This is a genomic window from Kitasatospora sp. NPDC036993, assembly GCF_055607525.1.
Genome location: NZ_JBVJRP010000015.1, coordinates 133109 through 155708, shown reverse-complemented (window position 1 = coordinate 155708; position 22600 = coordinate 133109). Strand labels below are relative to the sequence as shown.

At 73.4% G+C, this 22600-nt stretch carries 17 protein-coding genes; 6 read left to right on the top strand and 11 right to left on the bottom strand.

What is annotated here, in order from left to right; translation table 11 throughout:
• Nucleotides 1–15 precede the first annotated feature (15 nt).
• On the bottom strand, nucleotides 16–381 hold the full coding sequence (locus ACZ7C5_RS28590; RefSeq protein ID WP_401090112.1) for a winged helix-turn-helix transcriptional regulator: 366 nt from the start codon (nucleotides 379–381) through the stop codon (nucleotides 16–18).
• 87 nt (nucleotides 382–468) lie between these two features.
• Here ACZ7C5_RS28590 and ACZ7C5_RS28585 point away from each other — a divergent pair, with 87 nt between their 5' ends.
• Nucleotides 469–2076, top strand: a complete 1608-nt coding sequence (locus ACZ7C5_RS28585) for an MFS transporter (RefSeq protein ID WP_401090114.1) — start codon at nucleotides 469–471, stop codon at nucleotides 2074–2076.
• Between the two features lie 133 nt (nucleotides 2077–2209).
• Here ACZ7C5_RS28585 and ACZ7C5_RS28580 read toward each other — a convergent pair whose 3' ends face one another.
• Genes ACZ7C5_RS28580 through bioB form a run of 4 tightly spaced genes read right to left on the bottom strand, consistent with a single transcriptional unit; the run spans nucleotide 2210 to nucleotide 6043 of the window.
• Nucleotides 2210–2656, bottom strand: a complete 447-nt coding sequence (locus ACZ7C5_RS28580) for a hypothetical protein (protein ID WP_401090116.1) — start codon at nucleotides 2654–2656, stop codon at nucleotides 2210–2212.
• Nucleotides 2657–2708: 52 nt separating this feature from the next.
• Entirely contained in the window at nucleotides 2709–3467 is a 759-nt protein-coding gene (gene bioD, locus ACZ7C5_RS28575) for a dethiobiotin synthase (RefSeq protein ID WP_470323726.1), read from the bottom strand.
• Nucleotides 3464–4768, bottom strand: a complete 1305-nt coding sequence (locus ACZ7C5_RS28570) for an adenosylmethionine--8-amino-7-oxononanoate transaminase (protein ID WP_401090120.1) — start codon at nucleotides 4766–4768, stop codon at nucleotides 3464–3466. The genes bioD and ACZ7C5_RS28570 overlap by 4 nt, the downstream gene beginning before the upstream one ends.
• A gap of 30 nt (nucleotides 4769–4798) precedes the next feature.
• Nucleotides 4799–6043: a biotin synthase BioB gene (gene bioB / locus ACZ7C5_RS28565; RefSeq protein ID WP_470323725.1), complete on the bottom strand. Its 1245-nt coding sequence runs from the start codon at nucleotides 6041–6043 to the stop codon at nucleotides 4799–4801.
• A 259-nt stretch (nucleotides 6044–6302) separates the two neighbouring features.
• Here bioB and ACZ7C5_RS28560 point away from each other — a divergent pair, with 259 nt between their 5' ends.
• The gene (locus ACZ7C5_RS28560) at nucleotides 6303–7154 is read left to right on the top strand and encodes a hypothetical protein (RefSeq protein ID WP_401090124.1); all 852 of its coding nucleotides are present in this window, start codon (nucleotides 6303–6305) and stop codon (nucleotides 7152–7154) included.
• A gap of 48 nt (nucleotides 7155–7202) precedes the next feature.
• Here ACZ7C5_RS28560 and ACZ7C5_RS28555 read toward each other — a convergent pair whose 3' ends face one another.
• On the bottom strand, nucleotides 7203–9695 hold the full coding sequence (locus tag ACZ7C5_RS28555) for a DEAD/DEAH box helicase (protein WP_401090349.1): 2493 nt from the start codon (nucleotides 9693–9695) through the stop codon (nucleotides 7203–7205).
• A 171-nt stretch (nucleotides 9696–9866) separates the two neighbouring features.
• Here ACZ7C5_RS28555 and ACZ7C5_RS28550 point away from each other — a divergent pair, with 171 nt between their 5' ends.
• Entirely contained in the window at nucleotides 9867–11063 is a 1197-nt protein-coding gene (locus ACZ7C5_RS28550; protein WP_401090126.1) for an 8-amino-7-oxononanoate synthase, read from the top strand.
• A gap of 16 nt (nucleotides 11064–11079) precedes the next feature.
• Here ACZ7C5_RS28550 and ligD read toward each other — a convergent pair whose 3' ends face one another.
• Nucleotides 11080–12114 carry a non-homologous end-joining DNA ligase gene (gene ligD / locus ACZ7C5_RS28545; protein WP_401090128.1) on the bottom strand — a complete coding sequence of 345 codons (1035 nt, stop codon included), beginning with the start codon at nucleotides 12112–12114 and terminating at the stop codon, nucleotides 11080–11082.
• A gap of 66 nt (nucleotides 12115–12180) precedes the next feature.
• Here ligD and ACZ7C5_RS28540 point away from each other — a divergent pair, with 66 nt between their 5' ends.
• A complete protein-coding gene (locus ACZ7C5_RS28540) occupies nucleotides 12181–13242 on the top strand; it encodes an ATP-dependent DNA ligase (RefSeq protein WP_401090130.1) in 1062 nt (353 codons plus the stop codon).
• 88 nt (nucleotides 13243–13330) lie between these two features.
• Here ACZ7C5_RS28540 and ACZ7C5_RS28535 read toward each other — a convergent pair whose 3' ends face one another.
• Nucleotides 13331–14773 carry a serine hydrolase domain-containing protein gene (locus ACZ7C5_RS28535; protein ID WP_470323724.1) on the bottom strand — a complete coding sequence of 481 codons (1443 nt, stop codon included), beginning with the start codon at nucleotides 14771–14773 and terminating at the stop codon, nucleotides 13331–13333.
• A 507-nt stretch (nucleotides 14774–15280) separates the two neighbouring features.
• Between ACZ7C5_RS28535 and tdh the strand changes: the two genes are divergently transcribed.
• Nucleotides 15281–16309 carry an L-threonine 3-dehydrogenase gene (tdh, locus tag ACZ7C5_RS28530; protein ID WP_188297981.1) on the top strand — a complete coding sequence of 343 codons (1029 nt, stop codon included), beginning with the start codon at nucleotides 15281–15283 and terminating at the stop codon, nucleotides 16307–16309.
• Nucleotides 16310–16426: 117 nt separating this feature from the next.
• Nucleotides 16427–17620: a glycine C-acetyltransferase gene (locus ACZ7C5_RS28525; protein WP_401090134.1), complete on the top strand. Its 1194-nt coding sequence runs from the start codon at nucleotides 16427–16429 to the stop codon at nucleotides 17618–17620.
• Between the two features lie 225 nt (nucleotides 17621–17845).
• On the opposite strand, the gene ACZ7C5_RS28520 is transcribed toward ACZ7C5_RS28525, so the two are convergent.
• From ACZ7C5_RS28520 to ACZ7C5_RS28510, 3 genes are all read right to left on the bottom strand, one after another.
• Entirely contained in the window at nucleotides 17846–19393 is a 1548-nt protein-coding gene (locus ACZ7C5_RS28520; RefSeq protein WP_401090136.1) for a TolB family protein, read from the bottom strand.
• A 174-nt stretch (nucleotides 19394–19567) separates the two neighbouring features.
• Nucleotides 19568–20929, bottom strand: a complete 1362-nt coding sequence (locus tag ACZ7C5_RS28515; RefSeq protein WP_401090138.1) for a TolB family protein — start codon at nucleotides 20927–20929, stop codon at nucleotides 19568–19570.
• Between the two features lie 207 nt (nucleotides 20930–21136).
• The gene (locus ACZ7C5_RS28510) at nucleotides 21137–22543 is read right to left on the bottom strand and encodes a TolB family protein (protein WP_470323723.1); all 1407 of its coding nucleotides are present in this window, start codon (nucleotides 22541–22543) and stop codon (nucleotides 21137–21139) included.
• Nucleotides 22544–22600 lie beyond the last annotated feature (57 nt).

The following is a 22600-nucleotide window of genomic DNA, read 5'->3' as shown; positions in this document are numbered from 1 at the left end:
CCCACCGCGCCACGGTCAGGCGGACCCGCCGGGACCGGACGGCACCGCACCGCGCACCGTGTCGCGGTACCAGCGGCCCCACGTGTCCAGCTGCTCCGTGATGGAGTCCAGCGTGTGGCCGGCGTCGGTGAGCGCGTACTCGACCCGAGGGGGCACCTCCCGGTACACCGTCCGTTCCACCAGCCCGTCCGCCTCCAGCTCCCGGAGCTGGCGGGTCAGCATGCGCTGGGTGACACCCGGCAGGGCGCGCCGCAGTTCGCCGAACCGGTGGGTTCCCGAGACCAGTTGCTTGAGAATGGCCAGCTTCCACCGGCCGCCGAGGAGCTCCATGGCGAACTCGACCGCGCAGTCGTCCGAGGATTCTTCGACGTTGGAACGCACCTGACCTCCATTGGTATACAGCGTGGCACCAGGGGACACAAAAGACCGTACTTGCGGCCCGCGTCGGTACTTCCGGAAGCTGAGACTATGACAGAGAGCAAGGCCCCCGTCGCGGCCGGACGAGCCGCCGGGAAAGAGCGTGCGGGGCATTCGACGGACTCGGGGCAGCCGGGCGGACCGGCCCTTCCCGCGCGGCAGCGGTGGCTGGTGCTGGCCGTGGTGTCGGGGAGCCTCTTCCTGTGCGGCATCGACCTCACCGTCCTGCACGTCGCGGTGCCGAGCCTGAGCCGGGACCTCGAACCGAGCCCGGCCCAGCTGCTGTGGATCGTCGACGTCTACTCGCTGACCCTGGCCGCCCTCCTGGTGACCTGCGGCACCCTCGGCGACCGCATCGGCCGGCGCCGGATGGTGCTCAGCGGCTTCCTCGCCTTCGGTCTCGCCTCCGCGGCGGCCGCGTTCGCGACCTCGACCGCACAACTCATCGCCGCGCGGGCCGCACTGGGCGTCGGCGCGGCGATGATCATGGCGTCCACGGTGGCGATCATCCGGGTCGTCTTCACGGACGACCGCGAACGCGCCATGGCGCTCGGCATCTGGACCTCCGCGCACAGCGTCGGGGCCACGATCGGTCCACTGGCCGGTGGCCTGGTCACCGAGAAGTGGGGCTGGGGAGCGGTGTTCCTCATCAACGTCCCCGTCATCGTCGTCATCCTGGCCGTCGGCGTCCGCGTCATCCCCGAGTCACGCAACCCCGAACCCCGCCGCTGGGACGTCACCAGCGTCGCGCTGTCCGTCACCGGCCTGGCCGCCGTGGTCTACGCGCTCAAGCAGGCCGGCGAGCACGCGGGGGTGAGCGCCGTCATCGTCCTCCTGGCCCTCGCCGGCGGCGTCCTGCTCTACGCCTTCGTACGACGCCAACGGCGCATCCGGGAGCCGTTGCTGGACTTCACCCTCTTCCGTGAACGCCGCTTCAGCACGGCCACGCTGTGTGTCATCGGCTGCTTCGGCAGCTATGTCGCCCTGCTGTTCTTCCTCACCCAGTGGCTCCAGCAGGTGGGCGGGTACTCGCCGGTGCGCGCCGGGCTCGCGCTGATGCCGCTGGCCGGCGCCAACGCCCTCGGCGCGGTCACGGCCCCCTGGGCGGCGAACCGGTGGGGCAACCGCTGGGCCCTCACCGGAGCACTCTCCCTCTTCGCCCTCGCGTGCGCCGCCATCGCGGCCGTCGGCGACGCGGGGCACTACGGCGTACTCCTCGTCCCGCTGCTCGCCGCCGGGTACGGCGCCGGCATCGTCATGACCCTGGGCGCCGACTCCATCATGGGCGCCGCGCAACCCGAGCGGTCCGGGGAGGCGGCCGCGATCCAGGAGACGTCCTTCGAACTCGGCGCCGGGCTCGGCGTCGCCGTCCTCGGGGCCGTCCTGACCGCCGTGTACCGCACCGGCCTGCCCGACGTGCCGGGCCTCTCCGCGGAGCAGCAGGCCAGGGCCGGGGAGTCGTTCGCCGCGGCGGAGGACGTCGTGACGCACCTGCCGTCCCTGACCGCCGACGCGGTGCTGCGGTCGGCACGGCAGGCCTACGACCGGGGCTTCACCGCGGTGGCGGTGATCGCGGCGATCGGCCTGGCGGGCACCGCACTCATGGCCGCGGCCCTGCTGCGTCCCCGCCCGGCCGCGAAGCAGGCCGGCGAGGGCTGACCGGTGCCGGAGGGGCAGGGCCGGTGGACGTGCGTTCATGCTCGCAGGGCAGGAGTTCAAGCGCCTGAGAGAGCGCGGACACGGCGGTGCGGGCTTCGAGGTGACTCGAAGCCCGCACCGAAACTCCTTCTGCTCAGGTGCCGTTGAGGGCGTAGCTGCGGAAGGTGGCCAGCAGCGGCAGCACCTCGGTCTTGCTGGGATCCTCGGTGACGGCCCGCATCGCGTCGATCACCGTGTGGGCGATGATCTTCGTCACCGAGAGGTCCTCCGAGGGGGCGAGGGTGCCCCAGGCCTTCAGGGTCTGGGTGAGCAGGGCGCTCATCCGGGCGCCGATGTTGGAGCTGACCGCGTCGGAGATCTCGGCGAGCTCCTCGTCGCTCATGGTGCTGCGCAGCCCGAAGGCCAGCGCCATCAGGGTGTCCATCGCGTGTTCGCCGTACGCGGCGACCAGTGCCGGCAGCGGCCGTTCACCGGGGCTGCCCGCCGCCAGGGCGGAGAGCGCCTCGTCGTCGTCCTTCCACGCCGCCTCCAGGGCGGCCAAGGCCCGCAGGGCCTCGTCTGCGGTGAGCCCGTCTGTCATGGAAGGAACGGTATTGAGCCGTCCCGGCTTCCGACAGGGCCGGAAGCCGGGATCACCCCTTCGAGCGAAGCGGGGCCGAAACGGCCCGGTGGGCCTGCGCGAAGTGCTCGGCGTTCCAGGTGCCGCCGAGCGCGGGGGCCAGCGCGGTGGCGGCGAGGTCCGCGAAGTCCTCGGCGCCGCCGGCCCGTTCGGGCAGCGCGCCGAGCAGCGGGGCGCCGGCGGAGCGGGGCAGGTCCGCGAGGTTGCAGCGCTCGGCGAGGCCCGGCGAATCGGGCCAGGAGCCGACCACGACGCCCGTGAGCGGCAGTTCACGGGCCGCCAGGGCCTCCGCCGTGAGGGAGACGATGTTGAGAGTGCCGAGCCCGGCGGAGGCGATCAGCAGCACCTCGGCCGGCAGCCCGGCGTCCAGTACGGCGCGCACCTGGTCGGCGAGCGTGCGGCCCTCGTCGTCGTAGCGGACCAGCAGCCCGCCCGCGCCCTCCACGAGTACCAGGTCGTGCGTGGAAGCCAGCTCGGCGACGGCCCCGACCACCTCGGCGGGGGAGAGGTACGCCATGCCGGCCCGCCGGGCGGCCGTGTCGGGCGCCAGCGGCTCCGGGTAGCGCACCAGTTCACGGAACGTCAGATCGCCTGCCAGTCGCCGGACTTCGGCCGCGTCGCCGGGCTCGCCCGGGGAGACGCCGGTCTGCCCCGGCTTGAGCGCGGCGACCTTCCGGCCGGCCCGCAGCGCCACCGCGGCGACGGCGGCGGTGGCGACCGTCTTGCCGACGTCCGTGTTCGTCCCCGTCACGAACAGGATGCGCGCGCTCATCCGGCCACCGCCGCGGCGGTCACGGCGGCGGCGATCCGTGCCACGTCCTCGTCCTCCGTCACATAGGGCGGCATGGTGTAGATCAGGTCCCGGAACGGCCGCAGCCAGACGCCCGCGCGGGCGGCCGCCTCGGTCGCCGCGGGGACGTTCACCGGGTGGTCCAACTGCACGACGCCGATGGCCCCCCGGACCCGTACGTCGTGCACGCCGGGGAGGTCCGCGGCCGCCGCGAGGCCCTCGGCCAGCCCGGTCCCGACGCGCTTGACCTCCGTCGACCAGTCCTGCCCGAGCAGCAGCTCCAGCGAGGCGTTGGCCGCCGCGCAGGCCAGCGGGTTGCCCATGAACGTCGGCCCGTGCGCGAGCACCGGCACCTCGCCGCGGCTGATCCCGTCCGCGACCTCGCTCGTGCACAGCGTGGCGGCCAGCGTCAGGTAGCCGCCGGTCAGCGCCTTGCCCAGGCACATCACGTCCGGCGAGACGCCCGCGTGGTCGGCGGCGAACAGTGCGCCGCTGCGCCCGAATCCGGTGGCGATCTCGTCGAAGACGAGCAACACCCCGTACCGGTCGCACAGTTCGCGCAGCATCCGCAGGTAGGCGGGCGAGTGGAAGCGCATCCCGCCCGCGCCCTGGACCACCGGCTCGACGATGACGGCGGCCAGCTCGTCGGCGTGCCGGGCCATCAACTCCTCGAACCGCGCGGCGTATTCGGGATCGAGCGGCGCGTCGAACCCGGCCGGCGGCTCCGGGGCGAAGAGCTGCCCGGGCAGCACCCCGCCCCACAGGTGGTGCATCCCGCCGTCCGGGTCGCACACCGACATCGGGTGGAAGGTGTCCCCGTGGTAGCCGCCGCGCCAGGTGAGCAGCCGGCGCTTGGCCGGCCGCCCGACGGACTGCCAGTACTGGAGGCACATCTTCATCGCGACCTCGACGGCCACCGAGCCCGAGTCGGCGAGGAAGACGTGTTGCAGCGGCCCCGGGGTGATCTCCACCAGCGTCGCGGCCAGCCGGACGGCGGGCTCGTGGGTGAGCCCGCCGAACATCACGTGGCTCATCCGCCCCAGCTGGTCGCGCACGGCCTCGTCCAGCACCGGGTGCCGGTAGCCGTGGATCGCCGCCCACCAGGACGACATCCCGTCGACCAGCTCGCGCTGCCCGCCGGCGACGGGCTCGGCCAGGCGCAGCCGCACCCCCGAGGCGGACTCGACCACGTACGGGGTGACGGTGCCGGGCATCGGCCCGTACGGGTGCCACACGTGGGCGCGGTCGAGGGCGAGCAGGGCGGCCGCGGACGGCTGGGACATGGTGGGTGACTCTCCAGAACGGTGGAACGGTCAGGCGTTGGGGGCGAGTCGGGTGCCGGCGCCGCGGCGGCGGACCTTGACGAGGTCGCCGCGGAGCTCGTCGTCGGCGCTCTCCGGGACGGCGGCCTCCGGCGCGGCGTGCGCGTGGCCGCCGCACGGCCCGCAGCCGCCGCCGCTGCCGCAGGCCGATGCCGACACCGATGCCGCGCTGCCGCAGGCCGAGGCCCCGCTGCCACAGCCGCCCGCCGTCTGCGCCGCCTCGGCGACGTCCGCGCGGTGGCGCGGCAGGGTGGCCTCGCCGGCGCCCTCGACGTCGAAGCCGGCGTCCTTGATCATGTCGAGGTCGGTCTGGCCGGCCTGGCCCTCGCTGGTCAGGTAGTCCCCGAGGAAGATGGAGTTGGCGATGTGCAGGCCGAGCGGCTGCATCGAGCGCAGGTGCACCTCGCGCCCGCCCGCGATCCGCACCTCGGTGTCCGGGTTGACGAAGCGGACCATCGCCAGGATGCGCAGGCAGCGCTGCGGGGTGAGGTTCCACTCCTTGGCGAGCGGGGTGCCCTCGAACGGGATCAGGAAGTTGACCGGGACGGAGTCCGAGCCCAGCTCGCGCAGCGCGAACACCACGTCGACCAGGTCCTCGTCGCTCTCGCCCATGCCGGCGATCAGGCCGGAGCAGGCGGACAGGCCCGCTCCGTGGGCCTTCTGCACGGTGTCCACCCGGTCCGCGTAGGTGTGGGTGCTGGTGATGGTCCCGTAGGTGCCCTCGGAGGTGTTGAGGTTGTGGTTGTAGGCGTCGGCGCCGGCCGCCTTGAGCCGCTCCGCCTGGTTGTCGGAGAGCAGGCCGAGGCAGACGCAGATCTCGACCTCGGGGTCGGCGTCCCTGATGGCGGCCATGGTGTCGGTGACCCGGTCGATGTCACGGTCCGTCGGGCCGCGGCCGCTGGCGACCAGGCAGACCCGCTTGGCACCGCCGGCCACCCCGGCGCGGGCGGCGTCGGCGGCCTGGTCCGGCTTGAGCCAGGTGTACTTGAGGATCTCGGCCTTGGACCCGAGCCGCTGCGAGCAGTAGGAGCAGTCCTCCGGGCAGAGCCCGCTCTTGAGGTTCACCAGGTAGTTGAGCTTGACCCGGCGGCCGAACCAGCGGCGGCGCACCTTGCCGGCCGCCGCGACCACGTCGAGCAGCTCGTCGTCGGTGGTGGCGAGGACGGCGAGGGCCTCCTCGCGGGTCGGGACTTCGCCGCGCAGGCCCTTGGCGGTCAGGGTATCGAGCAGATCCATGGGGCGATCCTGCCTGGTGGCGATCGGGCGGCGCCAGAGCAAATCCGCCAGAAGATCGGCGCGAGGATGTGCCGATTGCCACAGTGTCGAAGGTCACGGCTCCGCCGCTGGTCACGCGCTTGACGGGAACCCCGGCATCCGGTTACCGATGAGTAGGAAGGTGGCGTCCGTGGATGCCGGGACGCCCGTGGTCCATCGGTGATCCACAACCCCCGACCCAGTGATCCACGCCACCCGAGGGGTGCTTAGAATCTGCGCCATGACCACGCAGGGGGAGCGCACCCCGACTCCGGGAGAGGGCCGGGACGGCCGGGCAGGGCAGCGGGTCGGCGGGGGCGCCGGCACCGACGGTGGGACGGGCCGCAGACGGGGACGGCGGTTGACGGCACGTCGGGCGGTCGGCTGGGTCGCCGTGGTCGGTGTGGTCACCGCCGGCGGATGGATCATCACCCGCCCGATGCCCGGCGACTACATACCCGGGCTCGGCCCGTCCACCAAGGACTCCGAGAAGACGCCGCGGGTGGTGGGCGCCCCGCCGCCGCCCACCGACCCCGGGGCCCTCAACGTCGACAACCTCTTCCCCGCCCAGCGGCCGGTCGAGGTCGGCGCCTACAAGGCGCGGCGCAACGGCGTCCGGCAGGGCGAGAACTGCGTCGAGGTGCTCCAGGACCGCGCCCAGGACCCGCTGAAGGACAGCGGCTGCCAGGCCTACCTGACCGTCAGCTTCACCGGCCAGGACCGCCCGGTGCTCAGCAGCGTCACCCTGCTGCGCTTCCCCGACCAGGCCTCCGCCGCCAAGGCCGCCGACGCCCTGCGGGCCAAGCCCGGCGCGGTCGCCTTCATCCTCGCCGACGCCTCCACCGCCCCCGCCCAGGCCGCGGGGGCCAAGGCGGGCGGCGAGCCGCGGATCGAGGCGGTCGGCCACTACGTGACGGTCACCAGCTCGCGGCCGGGCGACGGCCGTCCCGCGGGCTCCGCCACGGGCGGCACCGGGGCGCCGACCACGCCGGTCACGGCGCCCACCGGTACGGGGCCGGGCAGCGAGCAGAACCTGGACGAGGCCACCAGGGCGCTCTCCTACGCGGCGGGCTCGCCCTTCGTCTGGATGTGACCCGCGGACGCCGTGACTCCCCGGGGGAGTCACGGCGTCCGCCCGGGCTCAGCCGCCGAGCCGGTCCACCGAGGTCACCCGCAGCACCGCCCGGCCCTCCTCGTCCGAGCCGTACAGGTCGACCTCGGCGCTGATGCCCCAGTCGTGGTCGCCCTCCGGGTCGTCGAAGATCTGCCGGACCCGCCAGGAGGAGTCCTCCTCCTCGATGATCAGCATCTTCGGGCCGCGCGCGTTCGGGCCGGTGCCGAGGTCGTCGTACTCCTCCCAGTACCCGTCCATGGCGTCCGCCCAGCGGTCCGCGTCCCAGCCGTACTCGCCGTCCAGGGAGCCGAGCTCCTCGTAGTGCTCCAGCGCGCACAGCTCGACCCGGCGGAACAGCTCGTTGCGCACCAGCACCCGGAAGGCGCGGGCGTTGGCGGTGACCGGCGCCGGCCTGTCGTCCAGCGACACCTCGGCGGCCTGCGGCTCGGTCGGGTTGGCCAGCTGCTCCCACTCGTCCAGCAGGCTGGAGTCGACCTGGCGGACCAGCTCGCCGAGCCAGGCGATGACGTCCTTGAGGTCGTCGGTCTTCACGTCCTCGGGGACGGTCTGCTCCAGCGCCTTGTACGCGCCGGCCAGGTAGCGCAGCACGATGCCCTCGGTGCGGGCCAGCTCGTAGAAGCCGACGTAGTCCGAGAACGTCATCGCCCGCTCGTACAGGTCGCGGACCACGGACTTGGGCTGGAGCTGGTGGTCGCCGATCCACGGGTGCGCCGTGCGGTACACCTCGTAGGCGTGGGTGAGCAGCTCCTCCAGCGGCTTCGGGTAGGTGATCTCCTGGAGCCGCTCCATCCGCTCCTCGTACTCGATGCCGTCCCGCTTCATCTCGCCGACGGCCTCGCCGCGCGCCTTGTTCTGCTGCGCGGCGAGGATCTGGCGCGGGTCGTCGAGGGTCGCCTCGACGACCGAGATCACGTCCATCGAGTGCGAGGGCGAGGCCGGGTCGAGCAGTTCGAAGGAGGCCAGCGCGAAGGTGGACAGCGGCTGGTTGAGCGCGAAGTTCTCCTGGAGGTCCAGGGTGAGGCGGACGATCCGGCCCTCCGCGTCCGGCTCGGGCAGCCGCTCCACCACGCCGCCCTGCAGCAGCGAGCGGTAGATGGCGATCGCGGTGCGGATGTGGCGGCGCTGCGCGGCCCGGTCCTCGTGGTTGTCGGTCAGCAGCTTGCGCATCGCCTCGAAGGCGTTGCCCGGGCGGCCGATCACCGACAGCAGCATCGCGTGGCTGACCTTGAACCGGGAGACCAGCGGCTCCGGGTCGGCGCCGATCAGCCTCTCGAAGGTCTCCTCCGTCCAGCCGACGAAGCCCTCCGGGGCCTTCTTGCGCACCACCTTGCGCTTCTTCTTCGGGTCGTCCCCGGCCTTCGCGATCGCCTTGTCGTTCTCGATCACGTGCTCCGGCGCCTGCGCCACCACCTGGCCGACGGTGTCGAAGCCGGCCCGGCCCGCCCGGCCGGCGATCTGGTGGAACTCACGGGCGCGCAGGATGCGCACCCGCTGTCCGTCGTACTTGGACAGGGCGGTGAACAGCACCGTGCGGATCGGCACATTGACGCCGACGCCGAGCGTGTCGGTGCCGCAGATCACCTTCAACAGGCCCGCCTGGGCGAGGCGTTCCACCAGCCGGCGGTACTTCGGCAGCATGCCCGCGTGGTGCACGCCGATGCCGTGGCGCACGTAACGGGACAGGTTGCGGCCGAACTTGGTGGTGAAGCGGAAGCCGCCGATCAGATCGGCGATGGCCTCCTTCTCCGCCTTCGAGCACATGTTGATGCTCATCAGCGACTGGGCCCGCTCCACCGCCTCCTTCTGCGTGAAGTGCACGACGTAGACGGGGGCCTGGCCGGTCTGGAGCAGCTCCTCCAGGGTGTCGTGCATCGTGGTGCGGCGGTACTCGTAGAACAGCGGCACCGGGCGGGTCGCGTTGCGCACCACCGTGGTCGGACGGCCGGTGCGGCGGGTCAGGTCCTCCTCGAAGCGGCGGACGTCGCCCAGCGTCGCCGACATCAGCAGGAACTGCGCCTGCGGCAGCTCCAGCAGCGGGATCTGCCAGGCCCAGCCGCGGTCCGGCTCGGCGTAGAAGTGGAACTCGTCCATGACCACCTGGCCGATGTCCGCCTTGGCGCCGTCGCGCAGCGCGATCTGGGCGAGCACCTCGGCGGTGCAGCAGATGATCGGCGCGGTCGGGTTCACGCTCGCGTCGCCGGTCATCATGCCGACCTGCTCGGTGCCGAACATCTTCACCAGGTCGAAGAACTTCTCCGAGACCAGCGCCTTGATCGGGGCGGTGTAGAAGGTCCGCTGCCCCTCGGCCAGCGCCGCGAAGTGCGCCCCCGCCGCCACCAGGCTCTTGCCCGACCCGGTCGGCGTCGCGAGGATCACGTTGTTCCCCGACACCAGCTCGATCAGCGCCTCCTCCTGCGCCGGGTACAGCGTGATCCCCCGCTCCTCCGTCCAGGCTGCGAACGTCTCGTACAGCGCGTCGGGGGTGGCGGGCTTCGGCATCAGATCAAGGAGGGTCACCCGGCTATCTTGCCTGCTCGCCGCCACCCCGGGCAAAGCCCGGGGCCGCGGCGGGCGGGTGGCCCTCTTGTGGTGACCGGCCAGCCGGACGTGCCGATCCTGTGCCGAGCGGCACATTGATCCCGGTTCGAAGGCCGTGCCAGAGTGCCGGGCATGAACCATCCGCTCGCGGCCGAGCCGCGCCCCTCCGTCCTCGCTCCGGCGCAGGTGTTCGACTGGCTCGACGAGACGGCCGCGATGCGGGCCGAGGCCGGGCTGACGCGGACGCTGCGCAGCCGGGCGGCGGAGGACGGGGTGCTGGACCTCGCGGGGAACGACTACCTGGGGCTGACCAGGCATCCGGTGGTGACCCGGGCGGCGGCGGACGCGGCGCTGCGCTGGGGCGGCGGGTCGACGGGGTCGCGCCTGGTGACCGGGACGACCGCGCTGCACACCGAACTGGAGGAGGAGCTGGCCGAGTTCTGCGGGGTGGAGGCCGCGCTGGTGTTCTCCTCCGGGTACACGGCCAACCTCGCGGCGCTGACCGCGCTCACCGACCCCGACACCCTGATCGTCTCCGACGCCTACAACCACGCCTCGCTGATCGACGGCTGCCGGCTCTCCCGCGCCGACGTCCACCGCACCCCGCACGCTGACCCGTCGGCGGTCGCCGAGGCGCTCGCCGGGCGGGCCCGGCCGCGGGCGCTGGTGGTCACCGACTCGGTGTTCTCGGTGGACGGGGACGCGGCCCCGCTGCCCGAGCTGTCCGCCGCCGCCCGCGCGCACGGCGCCGCCCTGCTGGTGGACGACGCCCACGGGCTCGGCGTGCTCGGCCCCGGCGGCACCGGGGCGCTCGCGGCGGCCGGGCTCGCCGGGCAGCCGGACACCGTCGCCACCGTCACCCTCTCCAAGTCGCTCGGCTCGCAGGGCGGCGCCGTGCTCGGCCCGCGCCGGGTGATCCGCCACCTCACCGAGACCGCCCGCACCTTCATCTTCGACACCGGCCTCGCCCCGGCCGCCGCCGGCGCAGCCCTCGCCGCCCTGCGGCTGCTGCGCGCCGAGCCCGCCCGCGCCGAGCGCGCCCGCGAGGTCGCCCGCACCCTGGCCCGGCAGCTCACCGCCGCCGGCCTGCACAGCTGCGACCCCCAGGCCGCGGTGGTCTCCGTCCGCGCCCCGGGCCCCGAGGCCGCCGTCGCCTGGGCCGCCGACTGCCGCCGGGCGGGCCTCGCCGTCGGCTGCTTCCGCCCGCCGTCCGTCCCGGACGGCATCTCCCGGCTGCGGCTCACCGCCCGCGGCGACCTGACGGACGGGCAGATCGCCGAGGCCGTCCGCATCGTCGCCGGGCTGGCCCCGGCGGGCGCGCGGAGCTGAGGCCGGCCGTACGGCGCTACTCCTCCTTCGCGCGGCCCGGCCGGTCGGTCCTCCTGGCGCGGCTCGGCTGGACGCGGGTGGGCTCGCCGGCCGCCTTGGGGTGGTCGGGCGGGTAGGGGAGTTCGCCGAGGCCCTCGTCGCGCAGCTGCTTCCCGTACAGCTCCAGCAGGCCCTCCAGCCGGTACGCCCGGTCGTCCATCTCCGCGTTCAGGTCGCCGAGTTCGGCGAACCGGGCGGGGACGGTGCGCAGGTCGAAGTCCTCGGGGGCGGCGTCGTCCAGTTCCGTCCAGCGCAGCGGGGCGGAGGCGGTGGCCCGGGGGCGGGCGCGCAGCGAGTAGGCGGAGGCGATGGTGCGGTCGCGCGCCATCTGGTTGTAGTCGACGAAGATCCGCTCGCCGCGCTCCTCCTTCCACCAGGCGGTGGTGACCTTCCCCGGCATCCGCTGCTCCAGGACCCGGCCGAGCGCGATCACCGCGTGCCGTCCGTCGGTGAAGGTCCACTCGGGCGCCAGCGGCACGTACACGTGCAGGCCGCGCCCGCCGGAGGACTTGGGCCAGCCCCGCAGCCCGTGCTCCTCCAGCAGGGCGCGCAGTTCGTGGGCGGCCCGGACGGCGTCGTGGAAGTCGGTGCCGGGCTGCGGGTCGAGGTCGATCCGCAGCTCGTCGATGTGATCGGTGTCGGAGCGCCGCACCGGCCAGGGGTGGAAGGTGAGGCAGCCGAGGTTGGCCGCCCACAGCACGGCGGCCGGTTCGGTGGGGCAGATCTCGTCGGCGGAGCGGCCGCTGGGGAACGCGATCCGGGCGGTGGGCAGCCACTCCGGCAGGCCCTTGGGCGCGCGCTTCTGGTAGAAGAACTCGCCGTCCACCCCGTCCGGGAAGCGCTGCAGGGTGGTCGGCCGGTCACGCAGCCCGCGCAGCACCCCGTCGGCGACGGCCAGGTAGTACCGGGCGACATCCAGCTTGGTGAAGCCGCGCTCGGGGTAGTACACCTTGTCCGGGTTCGACAGCCGGACGGTGCGCCCGGCGACATCCAGTTCCACGGCTGAGCCCATGCCCCTCACGCTAGGCGCCGCGCGCCCGACGCGCGCCCCGAGGCCATCGGGGCGACCATCGGACCCATGGACCTGCCCGTGATGCCGCCGGTGGCGCCGATGCTCGCCAAGTCGGTGGCCAGGATCCCGCCCGGAATGCAGTACGAGGCCAAGTGGGACGGCTTCCGCTCCATCGTGTTCCGCGACGGCGACGAGGTGGAGCTCGGCAGCCGCACCGGCAAGCCGCTGACCAGGTACTTCCCCGAGCTGGTCGAGGCGTTCCGGCGGGAGCTGCCGCCGCGCTGCGTGCTGGACGGCGAGGTGGTGATCGCCCGGGACGGCCGGCTGCGCTTCGAGGAACTGCTGGAGCGGATCCACCCGGCCGCGAGCCGGGTGAAGCTGCTCGCCGAGCGGACCCCGGCCTCCTTCGTCGCCTTCGACCTGCTCGCCCTCGGTGACGACTCGCTGCTGGACGAGCCGCTGTCGGTGCGCCGCCCGGCGCTGGAGGCCGCGCTCGCGGACGCCTCGGACCCGGTGTTCACCGCCCCCGCCACCACCGGCCTCGACCTCGCCGGCACCTGGTTCGCCGAGTTCGAGGGCGCCGGGCTGGACGGCGTGGTGGCCAAACCGCTGGACCAGCCGTACCGGCCGGGGGAGCGGACCATGTACAAGATCAAGCACGAGCGCACCGCCGACTGCGTGGTGGCCGGCTACCGCGAGCACAAGAGTGGCCCGGTGGTCGGCTCGCTGCTGCTCGGCATCTTCGACGACGGGGGCAGGCTCCAGCACGTCGGTGTCTGCGCGGCCTTCCCGATGGCCCGCCGGCGCGAACTCGCCGAGGAGCTGGCCCCGTTGCGGATGGACGACATCGCCAGGCACCCCTGGGGCGGCTGGGCGGACGAGGCCGCGCACGCCGAGGGCCGGCTGCCCGGCGCGGTCAGCCGCTGGACCGGCGGCAAGGACCTGTCCTGGATCGCGCTGCGCCCCGAGCGGGTGGTCGAGGTCGCCTACGACCACATGGAGGGCACCCGGTTCCGGCACACCGCGCAGTTCCGCCGCTGGCGGCCGGACCGCACGCCGGAGAGCTGTACCTCCGCGCAGCTGGAGGAGCCGGTCTCGTACGACCTGGCCAGGGTGCTGGGGAGTTGAAGCCGGGGAGTCGACGCCGGGGACTCGACGGCGCGCCGCGAGGCCCGGCCCGGTCGTCCGGGCCGGGCCTCGCGCGGTGCTCCCGGGTTCAGGAGAGGTGCGGCGTGACGGTACCGGTCGCGGTGGGGGAGGTTGTGGGGGAGACCAGCGGCGTGGGGGAGGCCGTGGGCGAGACCGACGGCGACGGGGACGGGGACGGGGAGGCGGTGGGCGAGCCCGAGCCGGGTGGGGTGGGCAGCGTGTAGACGTTGTCCGGCGAGACGATCCGGGTGATCGCCCGGGCCAGGAACGTCGAGGGCTCCGAACCGTCGTGGGTGATGTCGGTGTTGAGCAGGATGGCCAGACTGGCCTTCGCCTGCGGCAGGTAGAGCACCACGCTCTCGTACCCGGGCAGCGAGCCGTTGTGGCCGATCCAGCCGTGCGTGTCGAACACCCCGAAGCCGTAGCCGAGGTCGGGGTCGGGCCCGACGGGCACGGTCTTGAGCCGCTCCGCCTGGGTGGCGGGCTTGAGCAGCGGCTCACCGGTGGCCAGCACCTTGGCCCAGGTCTGGAGGTCGGCGACGGTGGAGATCGCGGCGCCGGCGGCCCAGCCCCAGGACGGGTTCCAGGTGGTGGAGTCCTCGACCTGGCCGCTGAGCGTCTGGTTGGTGTAGCCGTGGGCGTGCGGGTCGGGGAAGGCCGCGTCGGTCGGCAGGCTGGTCTTGGTGAGCCCGGCCGGGGTGAACACCTGCTGCGTCAGGAAGTCCTGGAGCGGCTGCCCGCCGACCTTCTCGACGACCAGGCCGAGCAGGATCAGGTTGGTGTTGGAGTACTCGTAGCTGCTGCCCGGGGAGAAGTTCGCCGGGTGCTTGAACGCGTACCCGAGCAGCTGGTCCGGGGTGAACGGGCGGCTCGGGTCGCTGAAGAACGCCTGCTGGAAGCCGGAGTCCAGGGTGTAGTTGAAGAGGCCGCTGCGCATCTCGCCGAGCTGGCGGAGGGTGATCCCGTCGCCGCCGGGCACGTTCCGGACGTACTTGGAGACCGGGTCGTCCAGGCCCAGCTTGCCCTGGTCCACGAGCCGCAGGATGCCGGTCGTGGTGAAGGTCTTGGTCACGCTGCCGATCCGCATGTACAGGTCGGGGGACATCGCCGTCCCCGCGGCCTTGTCGGCGACGCCGAAGGTGCGCTGGTAGCTGCCGTCGGGGGTGGTGTAGCCGACGATCACGCCGGGGATGGAGACCTGGCTCATCACCTGCTTGATCGCGGCGTCCAGCTTCGCCTGGACGGCCGGGGTGAGGGCCACCACCCCGCCGGACGGGCTGCCGCCCTGCGTGGGGGACGGGCTGAGCGCGGCCGGTTCGGCGGTGACCGCGGCGCCGGCGGCGGGCCGGGCGGGCTTGGAGTCCCCGGAACAGGCGGAGACGGCGAGCAGGCCGGCCAGCGCGAGGGCGGCCGAGGCCACCCGTACGGAGCGGGGGACGGCGGTGTGCGGCGGGCGGGGGACGCGCGGGGAGCAGGGAACGGCCGGGCGCGGCCGTCGGGTGTCGGTCATCGGCGGAGGGGCCTCTCTGGGGCGGACGGCCCCTTGGCGAAGGGCCCCGGCGTGCTGCTCGGCGGGGCCGGAGCGCCTCTCCACGGGGCCGCGGGGGGAGCGTCGTCACCGTAAGCACCGGGGCCGGGCGGCCGCGCGCGGGTCGGCGCCGGGCTGACCCGAACGGGAGCACCGTCAGCCGGGTGCCGCGCCCCGCTGGCGGACCGTGGCCGGGCACCCCGGGCGTCAAGCACCCGGGGACGGCCGGCGGGCGGTGTCGCGAGGGCCGCCCCGCGCTCGGCCGGACGGGTGAGCACCGGCACGCCGCGCCCGCCGCCGGCCGCTGCTCGGGCACGATCGTTCAGCCCAGCTGCGGCCGCCGTTAAGAATTCCTCGATGGACCGCACCCGCCCCCACCAGGCAGATTTCTGCCTGTCCGGAGTGCGCGCCCGTCAGGAGCGGCCCAACCGGGCCCCTTCGGCCTGCCCGCACCCGCGGGCCGTCCCACCCGCACGTCAGGAGCCCGCCGTGAAGGCACTCGTCAAGCAGCAGGCCGAGCCCGGGCTCTGGCTGATGGACGTCCCCATGCCCGAGATCGGCCCCGGCGAGGTGCTGATCAAGGTGCTGCGGACCGGCATCTGCGGCACCGACCTGCACATCCGCAAGTGGGACGGCTGGGCGCAGCAGACCATCAGGACCCCGCTGGTGCTCGGTCACGAGTTCGTCGGCGAGGTCGCCGAGATCGGCGCCGGCGTCGCGGACATCACGGTCGGCGACCTGGTCAGCGGCGAGGGCCACCTGGTCTGCGGCAAGTGCCGCAACTGCCTGGCCGGCCGCCGCCACCTGTGCCGCAATACCGTCGGCCTGGGCGTCAACCGGGACGGTGCCTTCGCCGAGTACGTGGCGCTGCCCGCCTCCAACGTCTGGGTGCACCGGGTGCCGGTCGACCTGGACGTGGCCGCGATCTTCGACCCGTTCGGCAACGCCGTGCACACCGCGCTGTCCTTCCCGCTGATCGGCGAGGACGTGCTGGTCACCGGCGCGGGACCGATCGGCATCATGGCCGCCGCCGTCGCCAAGCACGCCGGCGCCCGCAACGTGATGATCACCGACGTCTCGTCGTACCGCCTCGACCTGGCCCGCGAGGTCGGCGTGACGCTGGCGCTCGACGTCTCCCAGCACACCATCGAGGAGGGCCAGCAGAAGCTCGGCCTGCGCGAGGGCTTCGACGTCGGCCTGGAGATGTCCGGCCGCCCCGAGGCGATGCAGTCGATGATCGCCAACATGACCCACGGCGGGAAGATCGCCATGCTCGGCCTGCCCGCCGAGCAGTTCCCGGTGGACTGGGCCTCGATCGTCACCTCGATGATCACCATCAAGGGCATCTACGGCCGCGAGATGTTCGAGACCTGGTACGCGATGTCCGTGCTGCTGGAGGGCGGCCTGGACCTCAGCCCGGTGATCACCGGCCGCTACGCCGCCGCCGACTACGAGGCCGCGTTCGACGACGCCGCGAGCGGCAACTGCGGCAAGATCATCCTCGACTGGACGGCCTGAACCCCGCCCGGTCCGAGCCCCGGCCCGCCGGACCCCGCCCGCCGAACCCGCCCGCCTGAACCCCGCCGAACCGCTCCCGCCCGAACCGCTCCCGCCGAACTGCCAAGGAGACCCGCAGTGTTCGACAACGTGCGTGCCGACGTCGCCGCCACCCTGGACGAGATCCGCGAGGCGGGTCTGTTCAAGCCCGAGCGGGTGATCGGCAGCCCGCAGAGCGCCGCGGTCACCGTCACCGCCGGCGGCCGCCCGGGCGAGGTGCTGAACTTCTGCGCCAACAACTACCTCGGCCTGGCCGACCACCCCGAGGTGCTCGCCGCCGCCAAGGACGCGCTGGACCGCTGGGGCTACGGAATGGCCTCGGTCCGCTTCATCTGCGGCACCCAGGACGTCCACAAGGAGCTGGAGGACCGCCTCTCGGCCTTCCTCGGCCAGGAGGACACGATCCTCTACTCCTCCTGCTTCGACGCCAACGGCGGTGTCTTCGAGACCCTGCTGGACGACCGCGACGCCGTCATCTCCGACGCGCTGAACCACGCCAGCATCATCGACGGCATCCGGCTCAGCAAGGCCCGCCGCCACCGCTACGCCAACCGCGACCTGGCCGACCTGGAGAAGCAGCTCCAGGACACCCAGGACGCCCGCCGCCGGCTGATCGTCACCGACGGCGTCTTCTCGATGGACGGCTACGTCGCCCCGCTGCGCGAGATCTGCGACCTGGCCGACCGCTACGACGCCATGGTCATGGTGGACGACTCGCACGCCGTCGGCTTCGTCGGCGCGGGTGGCCGCGGCACCCCCGAACTGCACGGCGTGACGGACCGCGTGGACATCATCACCGGCACCCTCGGCAAGGCCCTCGGCGGCGCCTCCGGCGGCTACGTCGCGGCCCGCAGGGAGATCGTCGCCCTGCTGCGCCAGCGCTCCCGCCCGTACCTGTTCTCCAACTCGCTGGCCCCGGTGATCGCGGCCGCCTCGCTCAAGGTGCTCGACCTGGTCGAGAAGTCCAACGAGCTGCGCGAGCGGCTGGCGGCCAACACCGCGCTGTTCCGGACGAAGATGACCGAGGCCGGCTTCGAGATCCTGCCCGGCGACCACCCGATCGCCCCGGTGATGATCGGTGACGCGGCGGTGGCCGGCCGGCTCGCCGAGCTGCTGCTGGAGCGCGGCGTGTACGTGATCGGCTTCTCCTACCCGGTGGTGCCGCACGGCAAGGCCAGGATCCGGGTGCAGCTGTCCGCGGCGCACTCCACCGAGGACGTCGAGCGCGCCGTCGCGGCCTTCGTGGACGCGCGCGCCGCGATGGAGGGCTGACCCTCCCACCCAGGGCCGCCCCAGGCCCGACCAGACCGCCCGTGGGCCGGACCGCTCGGAACCGGACCGGCCCACGGGCTCACCACCGCCGTGCGGCGGAGGCGAATCGATCCGCCCTGCCACACGGCCCACCGACCACCTGCCCCACCCTCCCACCGCGGGGGCGGGACGCCGGCCCAGGCCGACGTCCCGCCCCCGTCGTGGTTCCCGGGCGGCGCGGGCCGGTCAGTCGTCCTCGTTCTCGCCCTGGTCGTCGGCGAGGCCCTGGTCGTCGGCGACGCCGTGGTGGCTCCGGGCCGGCTTGGCGAAGACCTGGTAGCCCTCGGCCGCCGGGACGTCGGTGCCGGCGACCAGGTTGCCGCTGGACGATTCGAACACCACGGTCCTGCCGTTGGCCGACACGAACGGCTGCTTCGAGGAGCCGTTGCCGAACGAGCCGTCCGGCGCGGTGGCGACCCGCTCGGTGCGACCGGTGCGCAGGTCCTGGCGGTAGACGTCCCAGCCCGGGTGCTGCGGGCCCGCCACCAGGTTGTCGGCGGCGGACTCGAAGTAGAGCCAGCGGTTGTCGGCGGTGATCGAGCCGTGGCCGGAGGAACCGACCGAACTGGTGCCGGGCAGACCGGCACTGACCTTCGTCACGACGCCCGTCCGCAGGTCCCGGACGTGCAGCACGGTGTGGGAGCGGTGGCCGCCGGTCGAGCCGCCCGGCTCGGACAGGGCGTAGACCGCGCGCCGCCCGTCGGGGCTGATCGTGGCGTCGAAGGCCGCGTAGGCGAGCGAGCCGCCGACGTCGAAGCTCGCGGGCGAGAGCTTCCCCGAGGGCACGTCGTACGTGTAGTAGACGGCACTCGTCGGGCGGGCCAGGCTCGGCTGCGCCCCGGCGGGCAGGTACTTCTCGGCGCCCGGGGGCAGGTCCACGTCGGCGGTCCCGGCGGCCGGCGCGGCGGCCGGGGGCTGCTCGGGCGGCAGCAGGTCCGAGAGGGAGCCGAAGCCGATGGTGCGGCCGTCCGCGCTGAGCTTCGGGTGGAAGGAGGTGCTCTCGCCGGGCTTGCCGGCCGCGTCGCGCGAGATCAGCCGGGTGGTGTGGGTCCGGCGGTCGGTGAGGTAGATGTTGAGCTTCCAGGTGTAGGGCCTGGCGAGCGAGGGCTCGGGTTCCGGCTCGGGCTCGGGGTCCACGACGGTCGGGTCCAGGTCCTTCCGGGAGGACACGAAGGCGACGTACCGGCCGTCGGCGCTGATCGAGGGCGCGTAGGAGTAGTGGAACCGGTCGGGATCGGTGGAGGTGAGCCCGCCGCTGACCAGCTCGGTGCGGCCGGTCCGCCGGTCCCGGACGTACACCTCGGTGCGGCCCCTGACCTGCATGCCGGGCACCACGTCCTCGCCGTTGCTCACGAAGGCGACGTAGCGGCCGTCGGCGTTGATCGCGGCCTCCTCGGACCAGCCGGCCTGTCCCTCGCCCGAGTCCGCCAGGCTGACCCGCTCGACACGGTTGGTCCGCAGGTCCTTCAGGTAGACGTCGCGGCCGCCCCGGGCGGGCTGGGACACCAGGTTCGTCGCCCACGAGCTGAACAGCGCGTAGCGGCCGTTCGCGTTGACGCCCAGGCCGAAGGACTGGTTGTCGGGCGCGGCGCCGTTCACCCCGGTGCTCACCTGGACGGTGCCGCGCGGCAGCGGGGCGGCCTGGGCGGGCGCGGCGGTGACGGCGAGCAGGGCGGCCGCGGCCAGCGCGCCGGCGGCGCCGGCCGGCCACCGGTTGCGGATGGTGCGTGTCATAAGGTCTTCCCCTCCGATCACCCGGCCGGGCTCCCTCCCGGCGACGGGCTTTCGGCAGAGCCAATCGTCGGGAGGGCCCGGGGTCAACGTCCGCGGGTGATCTCGGCGGAAAATACGTCAACGGGCGTATGCGGAAAGAGAATCAGGCCATCCTGCCGTCAGGCTGCCGGGCCGTCACAGGCGGCGCAGAAAGACGTCCTTGGCGGCGTTGGTGTCGCCGGGCACCAGGTTGCCGTCCCCGCCGTCGAAGACGACCGTGTCGCCGCCGGCGTCCACGTACGGGTTCTCGGCGGGGGCGTTGCCCTGCTCGCCGTCCCTGGTGAGGCTGACCCGTTCGATCCGGCCGGTCCGCAGCTCGCGGCGGAACACGTCGCTGACACCGTTGGTGTCGCCGGGGACGAGGTTGTCGGCGAGGGATTCGAAGTAGACCCAGCGGCCGTCGGCCGTCATGACGGGGGCGAAGGAGTGGCCGGTGGTCGCGGTGCCGGGCAGGCCGGTGTTGATCCGGGTGAGCGTGCCGGTGGCCAGTTCGCGGGTGTACACGTCCATCCGGAGGCGGGGCGAACCGGGCTGCCCGGAGCCGAAGGCCGGTACGAGGTAGAGCGCGTAGCGGCCGTCGGGGCTGATCCGGGCGCCGACGCCGACGCCGCGCAGGTAGCCCTCGTCGTCCAGGCTGGCGCCGGAGGTCCTGCCGGTGCCTGCCTTCCAGACGTAGTACGGGTAGAAGCGGGGCTGGGCCAGCCCCGGGGCCGCTGCGTCGGCGGTGGTCTCGCCGGGGTCGGTCACGGCCGGGGCGTCCGGGAGCAGGTTGTGGGCTCGGGAACTGAAACCGATGGTGGAGCCGTCCGCGCTGATCGTCGGGTTGTAGGAGGAATCGTCGGTGGCGCCGCCGTCCGCTCCGGCCGAGACCAGCCGGGTGGTGCGGGTCCGGCGGTCGGTGACGAAGACGTCGGAGTGGGGCCGGTTCAGCTCGGGGTCGGGATCGGTGCGAGTGGAGACGTAGGCGAGGTGACGGCCGTCCCGGCTCAGGCTCGGACTGGTGGAGTTGCCGTCCGTGGCGATCAGCTCGGTGCGCCCCGTCCACCGGTCGCGGACGAAGAGGTCGCTGTCGTGCGCCACCTGGCCGGGCACCACGTTGGTGGCGGCGGTGGTGAAGGCCACGTAGCGGCCGTCGCCGCTGATCGAGGCGTCCGTGGTGGGGGCGTTGAGCCGGGAGCCGTCGGCGGCGACGCTGATCCGCTCGACGTGGCCGTTGCGCAGGTCCCGGACGTAGATCTCGTCCGTGTTCGGGGTGCCGGGCCCGGGCAGCAGGTCGGTCGCGGCCGAGGTGAACAGCGCGAAGCGGCCGTCGTCGCTCAGCCCGAGCGCACTCGACGCGCCGTTGAGCTGTGCGCCCTTGGCGGTCTCGCTGATCCGGGCGGTGTCGCCTTTGGGCGGTTTGGCCTGGGCGGCGGGCATCGCGGCGCCGGCCACGGCGGTGGCCAGCAGGACGGCGGCGGCCCTGGCGAGCCGGCGGCGGGTGGGTGCGGTGGTCATGGATCGTCCTCCCCTGGTGACGGTCCCGGGCCTTCGACCCCCGCGGCCCGGGCTGGGCAAGAGCCAAGCGTCGTGAGCGTGTTCGGTCAATGCGTTCCCGGCCGGAAATACGCCACTGTTCGTACCTCCGGCCGAGAACCCGCCGACGGGTGCGGGACGGCGGGTGGATGCGTCAACGACCTTTCCACGTGAGGGAGTCGGCGAATGTCACAGGCGGCGCAGGAAGACGTCCGTGGCGGCGTTGGTGTCCCCGGGGACCAGGTTGCCGTCCTCGGCGTCGAAGACGACCGTGTCGCCGGAGTCGTCCACGTACGGGTTCTCGGCGGGGGCGTTGCTCTGTTCGCCGTCCCGGGTGAGGCTGACGCGTTCGATCCGGCCGGTCCACAGGTCGCGGCGGAACACGTCGCTGACGCCGTTGGTGTCGCCGGGGACGAGGTTGTCGGCGGTGGAGCGGAAGTAGACCCAGCGGCCGTCGCCCGTCATGGCGGCAGCGAACGAGTGTTCCGTGGACGTGGTGCCCGGCAGGCCGGTGTCGATCCTGGTGACCTTGCCGGTGGCCAGCTCGTGGGCGTACACGCGCAGCGGTTTGGCGCGGTGCGGCGGCATCGGCACCTCGTAGGCGGGGACGCTGTAGAGGGCGAAGCGGCCGTCCGGGCTGATCCGGGCGTCCCAGGTGCCGAAGAGCTTCCCGGTGGCGTCCAGGCTGGCGCCGATGATCGTGCCGGTGTCGGCGTTCCAGGCGTAGACGGCGTCGTAGCGGGGCCCGCGTTCGAGCAGGGGCCTGGCGTCGGGCGTCTCCGCGTCGGGCGCGGGATCGGTTACGGGGGCCGGCTCGGGGCGCGGGAGCAGGTTGTAGGCCCGGGAGGTGAAGGTGACGGTGGAGCCGTCCGCGCTGATCGTCGGGCTGAGGGAGTGGTTGTCGGCGGGCCCGCCGTCCGCGCCGACGGTGACCAGCCGGGTGGTGCCGGTCCAGCGGTCGGTGACGTAGATGTTCTTCTTGCCGCGCCGCACGTTCGGGTCGGGGACGAGGTCGGTGCGGTTGGAGGCGTAGGCGACGTAGCGGCCGTCCCGGCTGATGCTGGGGTGCACGGCGCCTCGGATGGTCTGGTCGTCGGCGCTCGGCACGGCCGCGGCGGTGACCAGCTCGGTGCTGCCGGTCCGGCGGTCGTGGACGAAGACGTCGCTCTGGTGCGCCGGCTGCCCGGGGACGACGTTGGTGGCGCCGGTGCTGAAGGCCACGTAGCGGCCGTCGCCGCTGATCGAGGCTTCCGTGGTGGAGGCGTTCAGCGCGGAGCCGTCGTCGGCGACGCTGACCCGTTCGACGTGCCCGTTGCGCAGGTTGCGGACGTAGATCTCGTACGTGTTCGGGGTGTCCGGGTTCGGCAGCAGGTTGGTGGCGGCCGAGCGGAACAGGGCGGAGCGGCCGTCGTCGCTCAGCCCGAGGGCGGACGAGTGGCCGGTGAGTTGCTCGCCCTTGGTGGTCTCGCTGACCCGGGCGGTGTCGCCCTTGGGCGGCTTGGCCTGGGCGGCGGGCATCGCGGCCACGGCCACGGCGGTGGCCGCCAGGACGGCGGCGGCCCTGGCGAGCCGGCGGCGGGTGGGTGCGGTGGTCATGGATCGTCCTCCCCTGGTGACGGTCCCGGGCCCATGGCCCCCGCGGCCCGGTCAGGG